The organism is Peptoniphilus stercorisuis (assembly GCF_017874395.1).
Classification (GTDB): Bacteria; Bacillota; Clostridia; order Tissierellales; family Peptoniphilaceae; genus Anaerosphaera; species Anaerosphaera stercorisuis.
On sequence record NZ_JAGGLJ010000006.1, the window covers coordinates 67,588 to 87,463 of the forward strand.

General features: G+C 28.0%; 21 protein-coding genes, 1 pseudogene and 1 other annotated feature (1 of these 23 cut by a window edge). Of the genes and pseudogenes, 2 read left to right on the forward strand and 20 right to left on the reverse strand.

The genetic code is table 11. The features are described 5' to 3' along the window. Positions 1–30: 30 nt before the first annotated feature. Positions 31–264 (forward strand): annotated as a pseudogene (locus tag J2Z71_RS04065) (integrase core domain-containing protein); the annotation flags it as partial. A gap of 318 nt (positions 265–582) precedes the next feature. Here J2Z71_RS04065 and J2Z71_RS04070 read toward each other — a convergent pair. The 13 genes from J2Z71_RS04070 to J2Z71_RS04130 all read right to left on the reverse strand — a co-directional run bounded on the left by J2Z71_RS04070 (position 583) and on the right by J2Z71_RS04130 (position 12,375). Further along, a complete protein-coding gene (locus J2Z71_RS04070) occupies positions 583–759 on the reverse strand; it encodes a DUF4177 domain-containing protein (RefSeq protein ID WP_106776151.1) in 177 nt (58 codons plus the stop codon). A gap of 147 nt (positions 760–906) precedes the next feature. Then, positions 907–1,650 (reverse strand): type I restriction-modification system subunit M N-terminal domain-containing protein, encoded by a 744-nt coding sequence (locus J2Z71_RS08930; RefSeq protein WP_245311169.1) that lies wholly within the window; start codon positions 1,648–1,650, stop codon positions 907–909. A 128-nt stretch (positions 1,651–1,778) separates the two neighbouring features. Further along, on the reverse strand, positions 1,779–2,354 hold the full coding sequence (locus J2Z71_RS04080) for a restriction endonuclease subunit S domain-containing protein (RefSeq protein ID WP_210060582.1): 576 nt from the start codon (positions 2,352–2,354) through the stop codon (positions 1,779–1,781). A 149-nt stretch (positions 2,355–2,503) separates the two neighbouring features. Continuing rightward, on the reverse strand, positions 2,504–3,838 hold the full coding sequence (locus J2Z71_RS04085; RefSeq protein ID WP_210060583.1) for an acetyl-CoA hydrolase/transferase family protein: 1,335 nt from the start codon (positions 3,836–3,838) through the stop codon (positions 2,504–2,506). A 14-nt stretch (positions 3,839–3,852) separates the two neighbouring features. Next, entirely contained in the window at positions 3,853–4,749 is an 897-nt protein-coding gene (gene phaZ / locus J2Z71_RS04090) for an intracellular short-chain-length polyhydroxyalkanoate depolymerase (protein WP_210060584.1), read from the reverse strand. Between the two features lie 16 nt (positions 4,750–4,765). Beyond that, on the reverse strand, positions 4,766–5,980 hold the full coding sequence (locus J2Z71_RS04095; RefSeq protein ID WP_245311170.1) for an MFS transporter: 1,215 nt from the start codon (positions 5,978–5,980) through the stop codon (positions 4,766–4,768). 185 nt (positions 5,981–6,165) lie between these two features. Beyond that, on the reverse strand, positions 6,166–7,038 hold the full coding sequence (locus tag J2Z71_RS04100) for a LysR family transcriptional regulator (protein WP_210060585.1): 873 nt from the start codon (positions 7,036–7,038) through the stop codon (positions 6,166–6,168). Positions 7,039–7,171: 133 nt separating this feature from the next. Beyond that, complete coding sequence (locus J2Z71_RS04105) at positions 7,172–7,939, reverse strand: nitroreductase family protein (protein ID WP_210060586.1); 768 nt, start codon at positions 7,937–7,939, stop codon at positions 7,172–7,174. Between the two features lie 186 nt (positions 7,940–8,125). Next, positions 8,126–8,548 (reverse strand): phosphodiesterase, encoded by a 423-nt coding sequence (gene yfcE, locus J2Z71_RS04110; RefSeq protein ID WP_245311171.1) that lies wholly within the window; start codon positions 8,546–8,548, stop codon positions 8,126–8,128. A gap of 106 nt (positions 8,549–8,654) precedes the next feature. Further along, complete coding sequence (locus tag J2Z71_RS04115; protein ID WP_210060587.1) at positions 8,655–9,836, reverse strand: M20 metallopeptidase family protein; 1,182 nt, start codon at positions 9,834–9,836, stop codon at positions 8,655–8,657. Between the two features lie 6 nt (positions 9,837–9,842). After that, complete coding sequence (locus tag J2Z71_RS04120; protein WP_210060588.1) at positions 9,843–10,976, reverse strand: M20/M25/M40 family metallo-hydrolase; 1,134 nt, start codon at positions 10,974–10,976, stop codon at positions 9,843–9,845. Positions 10,977–10,991: 15 nt separating this feature from the next. Beyond that, on the reverse strand, positions 10,992–11,660 hold the full coding sequence (locus tag J2Z71_RS04125) for a hypothetical protein (RefSeq protein ID WP_210060589.1): 669 nt from the start codon (positions 11,658–11,660) through the stop codon (positions 10,992–10,994). A gap of 10 nt (positions 11,661–11,670) precedes the next feature. Further along, positions 11,671–12,375: a DUF5058 family protein gene (locus tag J2Z71_RS04130; RefSeq protein WP_210060590.1), complete on the reverse strand. Its 705-nt coding sequence runs from the start codon at positions 12,373–12,375 to the stop codon at positions 11,671–11,673. Positions 12,376–12,524: 149 nt separating this feature from the next. On the opposite strand from J2Z71_RS04130, the gene J2Z71_RS04135 reads away from it, so the two are divergent. After that, on the forward strand, positions 12,525–13,766 hold the full coding sequence (locus J2Z71_RS04135; protein WP_210060591.1) for a hypothetical protein: 1,242 nt from the start codon (positions 12,525–12,527) through the stop codon (positions 13,764–13,766). A 44-nt stretch (positions 13,767–13,810) separates the two neighbouring features. On the opposite strand, the gene J2Z71_RS04140 is transcribed toward J2Z71_RS04135, so the two are convergent. The 7 genes from J2Z71_RS04140 to infC all read right to left on the reverse strand — a co-directional run bounded on the left by J2Z71_RS04140 (position 13,811) and on the right by infC (position 19,841). Beyond that, positions 13,811–14,632, reverse strand: coding sequence for a serine hydrolase (locus J2Z71_RS04140; RefSeq protein WP_210060592.1), 822 nt, complete (start codon positions 14,630–14,632; stop codon positions 13,811–13,813). Positions 14,633–14,725: 93 nt separating this feature from the next. Beyond that, the gene (locus J2Z71_RS04145) at positions 14,726–16,090 is read right to left on the reverse strand and encodes an APC family permease (protein ID WP_210060593.1); all 1,365 of its coding nucleotides are present in this window, start codon (positions 16,088–16,090) and stop codon (positions 14,726–14,728) included. 577 nt (positions 16,091–16,667) lie between these two features. Further along, positions 16,668–17,312 carry a potassium channel family protein gene (locus J2Z71_RS04150; protein ID WP_210060594.1) on the reverse strand — a complete coding sequence of 215 codons (645 nt, stop codon included), beginning with the start codon at positions 17,310–17,312 and terminating at the stop codon, positions 16,668–16,670. Between the two features lie 13 nt (positions 17,313–17,325). Beyond that, a complete protein-coding gene (locus J2Z71_RS04155) occupies positions 17,326–18,669 on the reverse strand; it encodes a TrkH family potassium uptake protein (protein WP_210060595.1) in 1,344 nt (447 codons plus the stop codon). Positions 18,670–18,732: 63 nt separating this feature from the next. Beyond that, on the reverse strand, positions 18,733–19,083 hold the full coding sequence (gene rplT / locus J2Z71_RS04160; protein WP_210060596.1) for a 50S ribosomal protein L20: 351 nt from the start codon (positions 19,081–19,083) through the stop codon (positions 18,733–18,735). Between the two features lie 19 nt (positions 19,084–19,102). Further along, positions 19,103–19,294 (reverse strand): 50S ribosomal protein L35, encoded by a 192-nt coding sequence (gene rpmI, locus J2Z71_RS04165; RefSeq protein WP_210060597.1) that lies wholly within the window; start codon positions 19,292–19,294, stop codon positions 19,103–19,105. A gap of 13 nt (positions 19,295–19,307) precedes the next feature. Continuing rightward, positions 19,308–19,841, reverse strand: a complete 534-nt coding sequence (infC, locus tag J2Z71_RS04170) for a translation initiation factor IF-3 (protein ID WP_342590796.1) — start codon at positions 19,839–19,841, stop codon at positions 19,308–19,310. Beyond that, positions 19,836–19,876 (reverse strand) — a sequence feature (ribosomal protein L20 leader region) (it continues 69 nt past the right edge of the window). It overlaps the preceding gene by 6 nt.

A 19,876-nucleotide genomic window follows, 5' to 3' on the forward strand; every position in this document is an offset into this window, starting at 1 on the left:
CATAACCATAGGTAAGCAGTAGAATCAAAGGAATTCAAATTATCTTATAGTGCCAAAGGCTGTCCCTATGACAATGCCTGTATAGAAAGCTTTCATGCAGTATTAAAGAAGGAATGTGTATATTTAAATACCTTCATAGATTTCAACCATGCTAAATTAGTGTTATTTCAATATATTGAGGGCTTCTATAATAGAAGAAGAATCCATTCCTCAATCAAATATATGACACCAGATAAATATGAACAAATATGTAGAGCAGCATAGCTTGCTTTAGATTTTGAGCCTAAGGGGATGTTAGCCACCCCAACGGGGCTTGCCGTTGATAATCCAATAAAGAAATGCTACAATTATCCTCCACGAAGGCAATAATTAGCTTGCTTTGAGTTCTTCGCCTTGGGGTAAAAACCATTGAGCATTTATGTTTGGATTGTCAATGGTGGCGGAGATTAATAAAAAACCTAAATTTTTGTCCAAAGTATTGACATAGATCCAGGTTACATCGTACTTTAAATGAAAACACGAGCTCTAATTGCATCACACACTTACATTTATGAGGCAAGTAGAACTTCCCCTTGTCGTACTTTATTCTTCTTTCTCAAATACTAAATCAAATTCAGTTATTACTTGATTTCCAGATGGCAATGGAATTGCAGTAACAAATCTCCATCCATCTTTAGAATATTTATCTATTATTTCTCTATGGTCCTCTTTACTTAAAAGTCCTCGTGCTTTTGACTTAACATAAATATATTTGTACATACTAATTACTCCTCTCTCAAAAAAACTATTTGTTACGCATTAATCCACGAATACGCAACTAATTATCATCTTAAATACAATTATACTAAATGATTGTAAATTATTAAAGAACCAAAACTTTTCCTTCTCACGCACTGCTCACAACAATTATACCTTAATTACTCTAAGCAATGACGAAATATATTTAGTTAAAGTTTCTGAAACCCTTAATTTAAAAGCATTTATGCACCTTGTCACTATTATGACACGTCCCCCACATGTTGGGTCATATATTCTATCATTTTCTTCTGGCTCTACTATTCTTGCAAGCACTTCTGAAACCATTGGCGGTGTGAAAAATTCTCCGCCTTTCTTTCCTGCATCTGATGCAAATTGTCCTATCATGTATTGATATGCATCGCCTATTATATCGTTATCTTCTAGAGCTCTTGGGCTTAGGTCTAGTCCTTCAAAGTCTTCTAATACATTTCTTAGTATTGTATTTCTTTCTTTTGTTGCTCCAAGCATAGCTTCACTATTAAAATCTATATTTCTAAATACATCTCTTAGTTTTGAAGAGTTTTCATTTTCAATTTTCATTAGAGCTTTATTTATTAATTCGCCTATATTGGCTTCTCTTCTATGTTCATATAAATAGTCAAATGTTGATTCTTCACTTAATATGAACTTCTCACGGCTCATTGCTCTTTCTATTCTTGTTTTATCACCTTTATATTTTTCAGTGTATTCGTCTAAATGTTCTTTATGCATATCGTTTAAATATTTTAAAAATAACATTACTAGTAAATAGTCTTTATAAGTACTTGAGTCTATTTTTCCCCTAAATGTGTTTGCACCTGACCATAAGGCTTTTTCTATATCTTCTTTGGTTGTTTTTTTCATTTCTAACATTTTATCCTCCTAATTAGATCCATCTTGTGTTTTTCTAAAAAGTTTAGTAGTATTGATGTAAGTGTTTAGAAAATCCTTAGATTAATTTGTTGTCTTTGGATTTTTCTTTTTTTACTAAACTCATTTTATTAACCTTCTATTAATTTGTCTGTTATTGCTTTAAACTTCTGCTCTTCTTTAATCTTTAAATTATCTAAAAGCTCCATTTGTTTCTTAAATAGTTTATAAACATTTAATATTTTTTCTTGTTCTTCTAGAGTTTTTTCTGGAATCTCTATTTCTCTTATTATTTTTTGATTTATGCTTGGGATCAGTGTTCCTGATTGGGCTTTTAAATAATTCCTTTTATTTTTGTCACTATTTAAATACCAATCTATATATTCAGGTAAAAAATTTATATTCCTTAGTTCTATTTCTACAAAATAAGCTGGAAATAATATTCCTTCATTTTCTTCATCTATATATATAGATGTATAAGGTTCGTTCATTCTTATATATATTTTTCCTTTTTTTGTTAGATATTGATTACTTATTTTTTCATTACTATAAAAATCATCTAATTTATCAAGATTGATATTCCCGTAATTATCTATAGCATTTACTGTTAATAGTTTATATATTCCTTTAGACAAATTTTTAGATTTTGCTTTTTTCCTTGTTGTCAATAATCCAGTGTTGATTTTTGCAATTTTTTCAAGTTTCATAATTTACCTCATCATAAAGAAATCAATTTTGTTATAAATGATTTAGAACATTAAGTGTGTTTTAAAATTTGCAAGTGTTTTTGTTATAAATCATTTCGAACTTTTAAGTTTTTATTAAAAAAGAGCCATCAAATGATGACTCTTATATTTTACCAAATTTTTAATTCTTCTGCTTGTTTTTTAAGTTCTTCTCTAAAGTCTGGATGTGCAATTTTTATAAGTTCTTCTACTCTTCTTGATATATTAAGCCCTCTAAGCCATGCTGCTCCATATTCTGTAACTACATAATCTACATCATTTCTACTTGTTGTAACTGCTGCATTTCTATGGAGATATGGAACTATTTTTGAATGAAGTGTTTCTTTTCCATTTTCATCTTTTGTAGTATATGTTGAGTGCATTGCTATTATTGATTTTCCACCTTCTGACATTTGTGATCCCTGTACTGTTTCTGATTGTCCACCTGTTCCAGACCATTGTACTCCATTTACTGTTTCTGATGCACATTGTCCCATTAAATCTATTTCAAGTGCTGCATTTATTGAAACAAACTTATTACAAAGACCTATTGTATAAGGATCATTTGTAAATGTGCAAGATTTAAATAATACTGATGGATTATTGTCTATATAGTCATATAATCTTTGACTTCCCATTGTAAAGGAACATACTGAATATCCATTTAATAGTCCTTTTTGTGAGTTGTCAACTGCTCCACATTCTATTAAATCAATCATTGTTTCTGTAAACATTTCTGTGTGAATTCCAAGATGTTTTTTATTTTTAAGCTCATTTGCCACTGCATTTGGAATATTTCCTACTCCTAGTTGAATTGTTGATCCATCTTCTATTAATTCTGCAATATTTTTTCCAATAATTGCATCTACATCTGTATATGGTGCAAGGTTTGCTATTGGAATTGGTCTATTTGATTCAACTAAAGCGTCTATTTCTGATATATGAACTTGGGAATCTCCAAAGGTTCTTGGGAAATTCTCGTTTACTTCTAGTATAGTTAACGCACCTTTATCTATTAAATCCCTTTCATAAATTGCACTTACTGAAAGTGATAAATATCCATGCTCATCCATTGGAGAAACTGTTGCTATTACTACTGGACGTCTTTTTTCATATTCTAAACGGCTTAGCACTTTTCTAAGAACTGATGTTGAACTTTGAGGGATTGCACTTACTAATTTATCTTCATGTGCTTCACGAAGTGCCTTTGAGAAAAACCAACCATTGTGATCAAGTATTCCCTTCATTTCTTTATCTTTAAATATTGGATAATCTTGAAGTGGTAAGCAAGTATTTATATTACAGTTTTTTACGCCTGTTTCTTTTAAATACTGCATTTTAGATAAAATAGCTGCTGGTTCTCCTGCTGCTTGTGCTGAAAATATATAGTCTCCATCTTTTATTAATTCTAACGCTTTTTCAGCTGACATTACTTTTTCATTATATAATTCTTTTATAGTTTTCATAATTTCCCCCACTTTTAATTGTCACTTACAATTTTTTCTAATATATTTATGAATTTTTCACTTTCATCCATAAACATTGCATGTCCTGAGTTTTCAAATTTAATAAAATCTGTTTTTGTTTCAAAATATTTTATACTGTCTATTCCAGTTTTTATTGGAACAACTAAATCTTTTTCTCCATGAATCCAAGTTACTGGCATTTTAATATTTTCTATTCTTCCACTTCCATTTATTACACTTTTTTCCCTAGTAATATTAAAATTTATTAAAGCAACACTTACATCTAAGAAACATTTTTCTTTTAATATTGCCTCCATATAAGACTTATATACTTCTTCTTCTGGTTCATTTAGATTAAATATTGTCTTTCTCCAAACTTCTGTAAAAAATTCTGCATTTTGTTCTTCTATCCCCTTAAGTACTGGAATCATTAAAACTGGGTCTTTTACAATATCTTCTTCTTTATATATTGGCTCTGATAAAATAGGTTTTAGATTTTCATCATATTTAAACATTGGGTAACCCTTTACTCCAACAGATGCAAGAAGCACTAAGTGTTTTACTTTTTCAGGATGATTTGCAGCAAGTTCCATTACTACTCCACCGCCTAAACTCCATCCAACTACTACTGCATTTTTAATGTTTTTTATTTCCATAAATTCATTTACATCTTCTGCCCAGTCTTTTATTAAACTATGCTTATTTTTATAAGTTGAATCTCCAAAACCCATAAGGTCTATTGCATAAATATTTATATTATCATCTAAGTTATTCATTAAATCTTCATAAAAAATAGATGAGCTTTGATTACCATGTACTAAAAGTAAAGTTTTATTTCCTTTAACCTTATGTCTGTAAGCCATTGTTTCGCCATTTGGTAAATTTTCTTTATTAAACTTAATTTTTTCCATAATATCCCTCTTTCTATTAATTTTTATTTTTCCCAGTTTCTGGAAGTAAAAATGATCCTAAGAAAAATGTTAAACTAGCTATTAAAGCAAGATTAAGTCCTGCACCATATCCTTTTAAATCTATTATGTTTCCAATTATAAAATAAAGTGTTGTTTCAATAATATATGATATTGCCCAGAATAGTCCCATAACTTGTGTTAGTTTACTTGGAGTCATATTTGGAAGTTCTTGAGGAATCATAACAAGTGATGTCATTGGAGTAAACATAAATATTCCTATTGCAAGTGCTGCTATTGATGCTACTACTCCATTTGTTGCCTTAAACATTATTAGTCCACTTAGTGACATTAAAAGTCCACAAACTCTAATTACTGGCAATCTTTTATGATATTTTTTAGAAAGAGCTATTGCAATTATAGTTCCAATTACTCCTCCTATTGCTGTTAATGTACTTAAGCTTTTTGCGTCTATTACTGCAAATCCTGATATTGGAAATATGTTTAAAAGAACTAAATAAAATGTAAGTAGTCCAGAATAACTTAGAGGCAATAGCCAATTTATCTTTTCTTTCATTGCATCTACTAATGTATAATTATTTTCTAATTCATCAGAATTTTCTTTCTTTTCTATTTCTACATCTTCTCCTACTATCATCCATAGGATAAATAAAATACCACTAATTGCTGCAAAAAATCCCATACTATATTGCCATGTTTGTAACCAAGCTATTACAGGACCTACTATTACAAGTGCAATAATACTTCCAACATTATAAGCTACTGAGTTTAGAGCATTTACTGTTGGTCTAGTTTCAGGTGAAAAATATTTTATTACAATTGGACTTAGATAAACTACATAAAGTGCTCCTCCAAATCCCATTATAAATCTTCCTATAATAAATACTGTGTATGATGGTGCAAATATTGCAACAACACTTCCTAAAACTATTAGTAAAGATCCTAAAGCTATAGATTTTTTTAAAAGTAATCTATTTAAAACTGCTGCTGCCATAAAGTTACCAATTATTTTTGCAATTGTTATGGCATTTGAAATTAAAGTTGCTGAAGCAAATCCCTCTAAATGAAAGTGTTCCATAATTTGAGGAGTTAAAGTACTTCCTGCAATCCAGTTAACTGCAAAAAATGCATAAGTAAAAAACATAATAGTTTCGATTATTATTGATTTACTAGAAGTTTTTGTATTATTTTGTTTAATTATATTGTCTGTCATTTTGTATCCTCCTTTTTTAAATACATATCGCGAAAAATAAGCTAAATAAAAAAATCAGAATCTGATACATTGCATGCAATCGTTTAACTTGATTACAATATATCATATTCTGATTCCTCTTAGGATACAGCTTAGTTATGGTATATGAATAAAACTCATACTATAATTTTAAAATTTTTATTAATTTATTTTATGCAAAGGTTTAGAAAGTTTTTCATAGGTCTTGTAAGTATTTTCGACTTTAAATATATTACATTTAATCCCCAAGGAAATTCTGGATTTTCTAAATGTACTTGATGAATTTTTTCTGATGAATATTTATCAGTTAAAGGTTTTGGCAATATAGTTATTCCTTGATTTGCAGCAACCATTTCTATTATTAAATCCCATTGATTACTTTCAAATACAATATTTGAAGTAAATCCTGCCCTATTACAATAATCTAAGAATACATCATAATACATAAAATCTTTTTTTACTTGCAAAAATTTTTCGTCTTTTAAAGTTCTAAAATCAACTTTTTCACTTTTACTTAAGGGATGATTTTTTCCAACTACAAGTGTTGCCTCAGAATTAAAAACCTTATGTATTTCAAATCTATCATCTTCAAAAGGAGTTATTGCAACTCCCATATCCATTTGTCCATCTAAAAGTTTTTCAACTATATAAGTAGAAGTTGTATCATCAATATTAAGTTCTACATTTGGATATTTTTTTTGAAATTCATATAATACTGAATAAAAATAAATACTTCCAGCTGTTGGAGGAAGTCCAAATCTAAGAACTCTATCTGTTTCCTCAAGTTTTTTTAACATAATTTTTTCTTTTGTATCATAATAGTCTATTATATCTTTTGCAAAATCATAAACTATTTCTCCTTCTTTTGTCAAAGTAAATTTCCTAAAATTTCTATCAATTAAAGTAGTTTGGAGCTCTTCTTCTAAATTTCGTACAGCTTTACTAACAGCTGACTGACTTACATATAGCTCTTCAGATGCCTTAGTAAAACTTTGACACTGAACTGTTTTTACAAAATAATTTAAATTTAAAAATGGCATTTAATCATCTCCCATTAAATATATATTTTTAAAAATCTTATTAAATTCTTTGTTTTGTTTTTATTACTTAAATTCATATTTTAATTATATTATATATTAGCAAGCTAAACTTTTAAACTAAGATATTTTATAGTTATAGTTTTAAGACCTTTGCATCTTCTTTATTTGTAGTTCTTAAATATTTTACATTTGCTTTTCCAATAACTAATGTCATAACTACTTTTTCTTTTCTATTTAAATTAAGTTCTCTTTTTATTTTTTTACTATGTCTTGATATCACTGTAAAAAACCCACTAAATAAAACACCTAAGTCATAAGATTCTGCCATTGTTGCCATATTTTGCGATGCCAAAGATCCATCTATTTTATTTTTTGAAACTACAAGTATTACAATAGGTGCATCTTTAAAAAAGAAATTATCATCAATGTTTATCTTTCTAAGTGACACAGAAAAAACTTTTGCAACTTTTATTAATCTTCTAAAAAATAACACTGCAATATTTTCGAATTCATCTTTTTTATCTTTAAGTATTATGAAAGACACATCTTGAGCATTTCTTGCAGTTGGTGCATATCTTCCTGATTCTATTATCTGATTTATAATATAATCATCTATATCATCATCTCTAAAATCTCTAATTGTCCTTCTTGTTTTAATAGACCTTAAATATTCTTCTGGATTTAAAATATATTTATCTACTTCTTCTATATCTTCATCAAAACCTGTAATCTCAATAGCATTCTTAGGACAAATAGCCTGGCAATGCCCACAAATAAGACAATCATTACTTAAAACAATTGCCTTTTTATCTTTTATAATAATATTACTCATAGGACAGTCTATTACACATTTTTTACATCCTATACATTTATCTATATTTACTAAAATTTTATTTTCCATAAAGCCCCCATTTTTAAATTTATACCCATATTTCTCAAATAAAAAAAGACTTAAAATTAATTAAGTCTTAGATTCTAATTTCTTTTATTATTTCACCCTTAAGATTTTTTATGCTAAATTTATTATCTTCAAGTACTGCGTAAGTATTTGGATTATTTTCCTTTAGCATTGTTATACTTCCTGGATTTAAATAAAATATTCCATTTTTTCTTCTGCTTGAAGTATATGTGTATGGCCATATATGAAGCTTGATCCTTTTTTTAAGTTTACAGGATTTTTTTCATTATAAATATGTCCATGTGTCAAAAATAGTCTTTTATCATTGTATAAAATATTTGAATAAGTTGACATTATAGGAAAATCTAGTACCATTTCATCTACTTCGCTATCACAGTTTCCTCTTACTGCTATTATGCTATTTGAATATTTATTTAATACTTCTATTACTTTCTTTGGATTATATTCTTTAGGAAGGTCATTTCTTGCTCCATGATACAATATATCTCCTAGTATTACTAAATAGTCTGCTTTTTCTTCAATATATTTTTCTATTGCCTTATTTAAATAGTATATTGATCCATGTATATCTGATATGAAAAATAGTTTCATTTTTATCTCCTTTCTAATTATCTACATTATATTATAATATCAAAATACTTTTATTTTAATATTTAATACAAAAAAGACCTCTATTTTTTATAGAGATCTTTTATTATTAATTTAAAAAATCTAAGGCAAATTGGATAAACACGGCTACACCCTTCCACAATAGATTTTCATCTAAATCAAATTTACTATTGTGATTAGGATAGGTCTTTCCATCTTTGTCTTCTTGTAGATTGCTTAGTGTAAAGAATGTTCCTGGTATTTCTCTTAGATAATAAGACATGTCTTCCCCTGCCATGCTCATTGATTCAATTTCATATAAGTCTTCTTCCCCTAGGACTTTTTTAACTGAATTTCTAAGTTTTTCTGTTATTTCTTCATTATTTTCTAAATATGGATATTTCCAACTATAAAAGAATTTATAATCACATCTATTCCCCAATGTATATGATTTTACTATTTCTCCTATTCTATCTCTTATATAGGATCTAATTTCATCATTATATGTTCTTACTGTTCCTTCTATTTCCCCATTTGAAGGTATTATATTTTGATTAAATCCTGCTTGTATTTTACATACTGAGATAGTTACATGTTCATTTAATGGTATTTCTCTTGATTTAATTTTATTGATTCCTTGAACTATATCACATAGCACTGGTATTGGATCTATTGTATCTTCTGGTGTTGAACCATGTCCCCCTTGCCCTAATACTTCTATGTGAAATTTGTCCATTGATGCCATTAATTTTCCATTTTTAACTCCAATTTTCCCCTTTGGAACTTCTGGAAATATTCCACCTGCATGTAGTGCTACTATTGCATCAACCCTTGGATTTTCAAGCACGCCTTCTTTTATCATTAATTCTGCTCCACCTGGATATTCTTCCCCTGGTTGAAATATAAATTTAACTTTTCCCCTAAATTTATATTTGTTGTCATTTAATATCAAAAGTGTAATCAGTACTCCTGCCATATGAGAATCATGTCCACAAGCATGCATATAGCCATTAGTAGATTTAAAAGGCAAATCTGTTTCTTCTTTTATTTCAAGAGCATCCATATCCGTTCTGATACCTAGACATTTACCTTCTTTTCCTGAATCTATTACAGCTACTACACCATTATTGTTTATATAATTTTCATACTCAATATTGTTTTCTTCTAATATCTTTTTTATAAATTTTGCTGTTTCTGGCGTTTCTAAACCAATCTCAGGCATTTTATGAAATTCTCTTCTAAATTTAATTAATTCTTTTTCACGTTTTTTAACTTCACTAACTATATCCATTTAATACTACGCCTCTTGACTTAAATATTCTATTAACGCCTTTGTTGTTTTTAAAAGTTCTTCTACTTCTAGATATTCATCTGTTGTATGAACTTTTTGCATTCCAACACCTATTATTATTGAGTTAAATCCTTCACCTGCGAAGAAGTTTGCATCTGATCCTCCACCTATTACTTGAAGTGATGCTTCAACACCAACTGTTTTATAAACTTCTATAAATTCTTTTGCAAATTTAAGATCATCCTTTGTATTTAATAATGGGTATTGCTTTTCTGCTTCTATTTCAAAACTTCCACCATATTTTTTAGAAATAGTATTTCCTATTTTTTCATATTCTTTTAAAAGTTCTTCTACTTTTTCATAGGAATGTGATCTTATCTCTCCATAGGCAGTTGCCATATCTGGAACTACATTTGTAGGAAATTTAGAATTAATTTCTGATACATTTGCAGTAGTAAGTTCATCTATTCTTCCTGATTTCATATTAGTAACTATTTCAGAAATAATTTTTATTGCATTTATTCCCTCTTCTGGTGCAAGTCCTGCATGAGCAGTTCTTCCTTTTACTTTTAATAAATAATTTGTACATGTTGGAGCTTGGTATGCTACATATTCTGCTTTTCCTGCATTATCTACAACTATTGTGTTTTTTGCAGGGTTTATATGTTTATATACTTCTTCCCAATTAATATTTCTTGCTCCAAGCATTCCCTTTTCTTCACCTGGTGTAAATACTAAATATATATCTTCATGGTCAATATTATTTTCTATAATGTATTTTACAGAATAAAGAATAGCTGCTATTCCAGCTTTATCATCTCCACCAAGTGTTGTTGTTCCATCAGTTTTGATTATATTTCCTTCATGAATTATTTTTAAACCTTCATTTGGTTCTACTACATCCATATGTGCTGAAAATGTAACGCCTTCTCCTTCTAGAGTTCCCTTTATTTTTGCAAATATTGTTGGAGCATTTCCATCATATTTGTCAAAAGAGTTATCTAGATAAATTTCAGCACCTAGTTTTTCTAAAAATTTTACAATGTGATTTGCTACATTTTTTTCATTTTTTGTCGGAGAATAAATGTTTAATAAATCTTTTAAAATATCTAATAATTCTTTTTCATTAAAATTATTCATAAAACTCTCCTTTATTTAACTATTTTTATTTATTGTTTCAAGTTGTGTTTTAGCTACTGCAATTGTTGTAAATACAGAAACTAAAGTTATTAAAAATGACATATTTCCTGGAAGTAATGCAACTATTTTTGTCATTACAAAAGCTATACAAAGTGCAAATATTGCAGTTTTGTAAGATTTAACAGCAAATTGTCCAAATATTCCACCATATAGTGCAGGAATAATAAGTGTAAGCATTCTAGTTACATTTTCTGGTAAATTTGCAATAAGAGTTTGTCCTAAAAATGTTGCTGCAAGAACAAAGAATATTCCAACATATACAGAAACAGCTATACCAATAGTTCCCATAAGAGATCCTTCATCTGTTCCTGATCTATATCCTGAAGATTCTATTGCAGTTACTGCTGCTGGTATTCTCATATTAACAGCATTTCCTGAAAGAGTTTCTATATAAAGTCCTGTTGTTCCTATAATTGGATAGTAACTAATTGGTTCACTAAAATAAAAAGCTCCTGAAACTGAAATTTGTGAAATAGCTCCAGCTATAATTGCAGATATTCCTGGATTAAATCCAAATACAAATGTCATTAAAAATGGTGGTAATAATACAGCAAACATTCCTAAGATCATTGTAATTCGTCCAAATTTTACAACATCTTTTACATAATTTTTATATGTTTCCATTTTCTCCTCCTTAGAATAATAATACTGCTATAATTGCGCCACCAAACATACTAAATGTAAGTGACCATTGCTTTAACCAAGGTAATTTTTTTTCACCAAATTTTTGGCAAAATATCATAATAAGTAATCCTATAATTCCAGAAGCTGTAATAGCTGGATTTACTTTTACTTTCATTAAATTATCAATATTAAAGTAAGCAAAAGCTCCAAGCATAGCACCAACACTAACTGCTGGTAGTAAAGCTTTTCTTCCACCTGTAAGTAAATTATTTACCTTGTGCATCTTATGAGCAAAGAAAAATACAAATATTAACCATCCCATTACTCCTAGAGCTGGAGCCCAAAGTGCATTTGCAAAAACTACTGGATCCATTTTTGTGGCAAGTTCTGCACCTAATGCTTTTGCACCAAAATTCGCTGCCATAGTTTCATAATTAGTTCCACCAATAACGCTCATTCTAAGTGCTGTTACTGGAGCACCAAGAGTTACTATTAATGCTAAAATACTTCCCACAACACCCATTGCAGGTCCAATACTACTTAAGGCACTTGTCTTAATACCTTTTTTGATTTTATCCTCATCCATACCTAAATCTTTTGTACATTTTAAAGTTTTCTTTAAAATAATTGTTGTTTGTGCTAAAACTAGTAGGATACCAATTGCACAAGCTAAATACATTAAAGGATGATGAGCATAATACATATGATCTTGCATAAAACCTCTCCTTGTCTTTTATTGTTCTTATTATGAGAACGCTATGTCTTAAATAAGTCTTTAATTAGACTACCACCATAGAAAACCTTTGTCAATAGTTATTGTAATTTATTTCCTCTTGTGTTATTTTAATACTATTGGAGGCTAATATGAATATTGGAATAATTGGAGCTGATGACTCCGTTGACAAAATAATTGAACTTGTAGAAAAAGAATATGAAGATATTAATTTCATCTCTTTTAGACACAATGAAATTGAAAATATTGATGAAATTTTTAGTGAAATTCCACAAGACATTGACGGAATTTTTGCAACAGGTATTGGAGTTTATAATAAACTACAAAGTTTTAATTTTAACTGCCCTATCTCCTATGCTAAGCATGGATCTATTGGTCTTTTAAAAACTTTTTTTGATGTATATAATGAAAATCTTGATTTAAAAAATAAAAATATATCCTTTGATATTATTGATGAACAATCAGTTTCTGATATTATAAAAGAATTTGATATTCCCATTAATAATTATTATGTACCTTGTCCTGATAATTATAAAAGTGAGTCTTTCTATCTTGAAAATCACCTTAAACTTTATCGTGACAAAAAAGTAGATTATATTTTTACTTCTTTTGGTTATATTTATAGTTTACTTAAAAATTTAAATATTCCTGTTTATAGGATTTATCCATCAAATATTGATATAAAGTCAAATATTGATTCTCTAATTAGAAATATTAATCTTGTGAAATTAAATAAAAAATCACTTTTAGTATATAAGTTTAATATCTCTTCTAAAGAAAATAAATCTTATATTAAATCTATACTTACTGAATATGCAAACTTAATTGAGGGCCTTATTACTGAATATAGTGATAATAGTTTAATAATAATTAGTAATAAAAACTTTTATAATGAAATAGACTGTTTATATTTAATATATGCCTTTTTAAATAAGAAAAATATTTCAAATATACTTGTAGGCCTTGGCACTGGTACAACACTTACTAAAGCAATAGATAATGCAGAAATTGCAATTGAAAATACAAGCTCTAGTGATTGGCTATACTTCTACGATGGAAATGTCTTAAAAAAATATGATCAATATAATACAAATTATAAAACTAAATATCTATCTGATGAAAAAATACAAAATATTTCAGAAAAAACTGGTATTAAAACTAAACATATACAAATAATTGACCTTTCAATTGTAAATTTAAATAGAAATATTTTTACTAGTTCAGAATTATCTGACCTTCTAGGTCTTACTGTTAGATCAGCAAATAGAATAATGAATACTCTAGTTAAAAATAACTTCGCAGAATTTATTGATAATTCTTCTTTTAATGAAAGTATTGGTAGGCCAAAAAGACAAATTAAAATTAATTTCTAAATAAAAAATAACCATAGATATCTATGGTTATTTTTGTTTAAATATTAAAAATGTAATTTTATATTATTTATTTCATCATAAATACTAAGATTTTCATCTATGGATTTTACTATGTCATAGGTTCTTCTTCTAATAAAATCTTCATATCTATATAAATCGACTTTATAAGATGCAAAGCATATTACAAAGGGTTCTTTAGAATATACTATTCCAACATCATGAGTTTTATCCTCTTCTTCTCCTGTTTTATGAGATACTGGATAATCCATTGGGAGCTTTCCACATATTTTGTGATTTATCTGTTGTTGTCTTAATATATTATCTATTTCAAAACTTGCTTTTTCACTTATTAATTCTCTTTTAAATATTTTTTCTAATAGGTATCCTATTTCCTTTGGTGTAAAGTAATTATTAATACCAATAGATTCTCTATAATCATCAAAATATGCTCTATTAAATTGCGTATCATATAAATCTAATTTAATTAATGTATCTATTACTTTTTCATTTCCTAAATAATTAAATACTGCATTAGTTGCTGTGGTATCACTAATTACGATCATAAGTTTACAAAGAGTTCCTAAATCCATTATTATATCTTTTGGCATATGCTTTATTACTCCACAGGCATCTTTTTTTTCTTTGTCTTTGATTAATATTTTATCCTCTAAACTTATTTCACCCTTTTCAACTAAATAGTATACTACTGCAAGAAGTGGTAATTTTACTATACTTGCTGCTAAAAATTTATTATTTTCATTGTACTTAAACTCTTCTTGTGTTATTAAATTTTTATAATAAAATCCAACATCTCCATCAAATGAATCTAATTCCTTTTTTATTTCTTCAAATAAATTTTTATTCAATTGTATACCCTCTTTCTATAAAATTTATTACATAACTAAAAGCAGTAATAATTTTCAACTATCATATATATTGATATATAATCTTTTTTATACTTATTTCTTTAATTTTCTATCAAATATTATATATATAATTCCACCTATTAGTGGCACTAATAATCCAATTATTGCTGTAATAGGATCATCTATAAATGTATTTATCATAAGCCCTGCAAATATTAAAGCTGTTAATATAACTGTTATAGGATAACCCCATACCTTATAAGGTTTTTTTAATTTAGGATATTTTTTTCTATATATGAATACAGCTAATATATTTAATAAATTAAATAACATTCCCGAAAAAACAACCAAAGCTGTAAGCTCATCTAAACTTCTTATTAACACTAACATTATTGCTATTATCGCTTGCCATATTAATGCTACTGTTGGAACATTGTATTTTGAATGTAACATTCCAAAACTTTTAAAGAAGTGACCTTCTCTTGCCATTGCATAATAATATCTTGGTGATGCAATTATTATTCCATTCATAGATCCAAACATAGCAATTAGCATTGTTATTAAAACTAAAATTGCACCGAATTTCCCAAACACTTCTAGAGCCACTTCTGTTCCAAGGTATAAATCCCCTGATTCTATCATTAAATTGATTTTTTCAAAGGATAAAACCTTATATATTGCAAAATTAAATAATACATATATTAATGTAACTCCTCCAATACCAAAAATTAATGCTCTAGGTAAATTCTTTTCTGGATCTTTCATTTCTTCTATTACGGGATTTAAATTTGTCCATCCGTCATAAGCCCACAAACTCGCTATAGTTGCAAAAGCTATCATACTAAAATATTCTGCATAATTTACATTTCCATCTTTTGGTATAATACTTAAATCTGGGCTTTGATTTCCTCTTATTAATGCTGCAAATATTATTGCTATAATTGGAATTAATTTTGCAATCATTGAAATATTCTGAAGTTGAGCACCTTTTTTTATTCCAAAACAATTATATATTGTAAGAGCTATTATTATTAATACTGCAATTAATTTAATAACTGTATCAGATAAGTTTAAAAAACTTTTAAATGCCGTTGGTATTGCTATTGCTAAGGCTGAAATAGATCCTGAACCCGATAAAACCAAACTTGTAAAACCAAACATATATCCAACTATTGGATGATATGCTTTATCTAAATATATAACCATACCACCAGCTTCTGGAGATGATGTTCCAAGCTCAGCAAAACATAATCCTCCTAAAAGTGATATTATTCCTCCAAGTAACCAACATAATAAAGAAGCGCCCATTGACATATTTGTCCTAGTTAAAACTATTGAACCTAAGTAAAATATTCCTGAACCTATCATGATTCCACCAATTATACTCATTCCACCAAACAATCCTATTTCTCTCTTAAATTCTCCACCCTCAAAATCAATAATTTTTTTATCTTCCATTATTTCACCTTCCTCAAATTTATAATTTAATTAAAATAACTTTTTTATTTCTAGTCAATAGTTTTATAGTGTTTCGAAACTTTGCATTATATGTAAATCAGTAATTTTATTTTTTCTTGGTATTAATTTAATTCCTTAGTTATAAAAACGTTTTCTTTGTTTGAATTGTTATTATTTAACTTATATAACTATTTCTTGACTTAATACCCTATTTTACTTATATTAAATTATTTAGAAATTTCATTATTTGGTAATATATTTAGAGTGCAACTCTGAAGATACTATCTTTATTAAAAAAAACACTTAAAACAACTAAAAAATAAATTAAAATAGTAAAAGAACATAAATCTTGTGCTTAATTAACTATTTATATGAAAAATATAATATTCTTTGAAAATAATCCCGTAAAAACTGTTTTGAAGATAAAAAATACGTTCAGCAATATAACACTGAACGTATACCAAAATTCTTAAGAAATTTATATCCCTAAAAATACAAAACTAAATATGTTTAATATTTTTTATTAATAGTGTACTTTACAGGGCATAGTATCTAAATATCTATTATTATTTTTGTTTTATTTTCCAATTTTTCTTATTACTTCATCTTTACCAAGAACTATTAAAACATCTTCGTCTTTTAATATTTCATCTGCTCCTGGTATTATATCAATACTTCCATTTCTCTCTATTCCAAGTATTGATGCTTTATATTCATATCTAAAATTTAATTCTTTGATTGTTTTTCCAATCCACTCTTCTAAAACTTTTATCTCAATAATTGAGTATTCTGAAGATAATTGTATGAAATCCAAAATATTACTAGAGTCTAAACTATGTGCAAGTCTATATCCCATGTCTCTTTCTGGATATATTATTTTATCTGCTCCAACTTTTTTAAGAATTTCTCCTTTTCTAAAGCTCATAGCTTTTGCTACAATATGGCTAATTCCAGCTTCTTTTGATAAAATTATGGCCATAATTGCAGCTTCTAGATTTGATCCTATTGCAACTACTGCAATATCAAAGTTTGAAAGTCCTAAATCTTTTACTGAATTTTCATCTAATATATCACATTGAACTGCTGTTGTTACTTTATCTGATATATTTTGTACATTATCAAAATCATAATCAACTGCTAGCACCTCATGTCCTAATTCTGTCAATGTAGTAGCTACTGTTGATCCAAAACGTCCGCATCCAAATACAACTATAGATCTCATATTATTAACCCCCTTACCCAACGATGATATGTCCTTCTGAGTATTTTAAATTTGATACTTTTCTTTTTTTCATAATTCCTATAGCAAGTGTTGTAGGTCCAACTCTTCCTAAAAACATTGTAACTGATAAAATTATCTTTGACAAAGTTGAAAAATCTGATGTTATTCCTCTTGTTATTCCAACTGTTGCAAAGGCTGAGACTGTTTCAAATAATATATCTATAAATTGAAACTTATCTCCTTCTATAATTTGAAGACCAAGTGCTACTGCTAGTACTAATAATATACATATAAAAATTATCGCTAAACATTTTAATATAGTAGCTACTGGTATAGTTTTTTTCATAACTACTGCTTCTTTTTCTCCTCGAAGTGTAGATATTGTTGAAAATAGCAGTACACCAAAGGTTGTTGTTTTTATTCCTCCTGCTGTTGATGCAGGTGATCCTCCTATAAACATAAGTATTATTAGAAGAAATATTGTGGCATCATTTAATGAGGCTGTACTTACTGAGTTAAATCCAGCAGTTCTTACTATTGCTGATTGAAATGATGATGCTAGTAATTTATCTTTAAAAGACATTGGTCCTATTGTATTAGGGTTATTATATTCAATTGCTAAAAATAAAATCGTTCCCAAAAGTAGTAATATTGCTGTAATTATCAAGACCATTTTTGTATGAAGGTTAAATTTCCTCCATTTTTTATTATTATATATGTCTAGATATACTGTAAATCCAAGTCCACCTATTATTACTAAAGACATTATCACTATATTTAAAAGTGTATCATAGTAATAAGGTTCAAGGCTTGATCCTAATAGGTCGAATCCAGCATTACAAAATGCAGACACTGAATGGAATAAGGAAAATGCAATTCCTGTTTTTAATCCAAACATTGGAATAAATCTAAAACTAAGTAATATTGCTCCTACTAATTCAATACCAAAACTTACTGTTATTACATATTTAACAAGTTTTACAAGTCCTTTTAATGAATCTGAGTTAAGTTGTTCTTTTATTAATAATCTTTGTTTTAAGCCTATTTTTCTTTTTAAAATAAGTGCTAACATTGAAAATACAACCATTGTTCCAAGTCCACCTATTTGTATTAAAGTTATTATTACTATTTTTCCAAAAATTGTCCAATGTGCTGCGGTATTTACTACTATAAGACCTGTAACACACGTTGCTGATGATGCTGTAAAAAGTGCATTTATAAATCCAACTGATTCTACATTTTTACTTGCTATTGGTAGGTTGAGAAGCATTGCTCCTACTAATATAATAAAAGCAAATGAAATTCCTAATACTAGTGGTGGATTTTCAATTAACTTTTCAAGTTTTGTTTTTTTCATAAAAACATTACTCCTCCTTAACAAAAAAAATTTGACAAAAAAAGTCCCCTATCGGGAACTTAATTAATTGCCTTTTGCAACTTCAACTAGTTTAGCAAAGCTTTGTGGATCATTTATTGCCATTTCAGAAAGCATTTTTCTGTTGATTTCAATGTTAGCTTTTTTAAGACCATTGATGAATTTTGAATAACTCATTCCATTTTGTCTTGTAGCTGCATTTATTCTTGCAATCCAAAGTTTTCTGAAATCTCTTTTTCTTTGTTTTCTACCAATAAACGCATAGTTTAATGATTTCATTACAGCTTGGTTAGCTGGTCTATAAAGTTTTGATTTAGCACCAAAGTAACCTTTAGCTTGTTTTAATACTTTTTTATGTCTTTTTTTAGAATTTACTGCTCTTTTAACTCTTGCCATTTTTCATTCCCCTCCTACATTACGGAATCATATGATCAATTCTTCTTTGATCAGATGGATGTACTAAAGCTGATTTTCTTAATTTTCTAATTCTCTTTGAGCTTTTCTTTCCTGTTAAATGGCCTTTATAAGCATAAAATCTTTTGATTTTGCCTGTGCCTGTTCTCTTGAATCTTTTTGCAGATCCTCTGTGAGTCTTCATTTTACCCATAGTAATCCTCCTATTATTTATCAGTATCAGGAGATAAAAACATAACCATGCTTCTACCTTCCATTTTAGGTTTTTTGTCCACAACTCCATGCTCAGAAACTAAATTAACGAAATCTCCAAGAACTTCTTTTCCGATTTCAGTATGACCCATTTCTCTACCTCTAAAACGCACGGAAACTTTTACTCTATCACCATTATCTAAAAACTTAATAGCATTATTTGCTTTAGTTTGTAAATCATGTGCTTCTATATTAGGTGTTAAACGAAGTTCCTTAACACTAATAACCTTTTGCTTTTTCTTAGCTTCCTTTTCCTTCTTCATCATTTCATATCTGTATTTACCATAATCCATTATACGGCATACAGGTGGTTTTGAATTAGGGGCAACACTAACTAAATCAAGCTTCTTTTCATATGCCATTTCTAAAGCACGCGCTTTTGGAACAACACCTACTTGATTTCCTTCATCATCTATTAATCTAACTTCTTTCTCTCTGATCTCTTCATTAATTTGAAGCTCTTTAATCTCTAAGCACCTCCATAAAATAAAAAAAAGCGGGCAAAAGCCCGCAAGAATTCAAC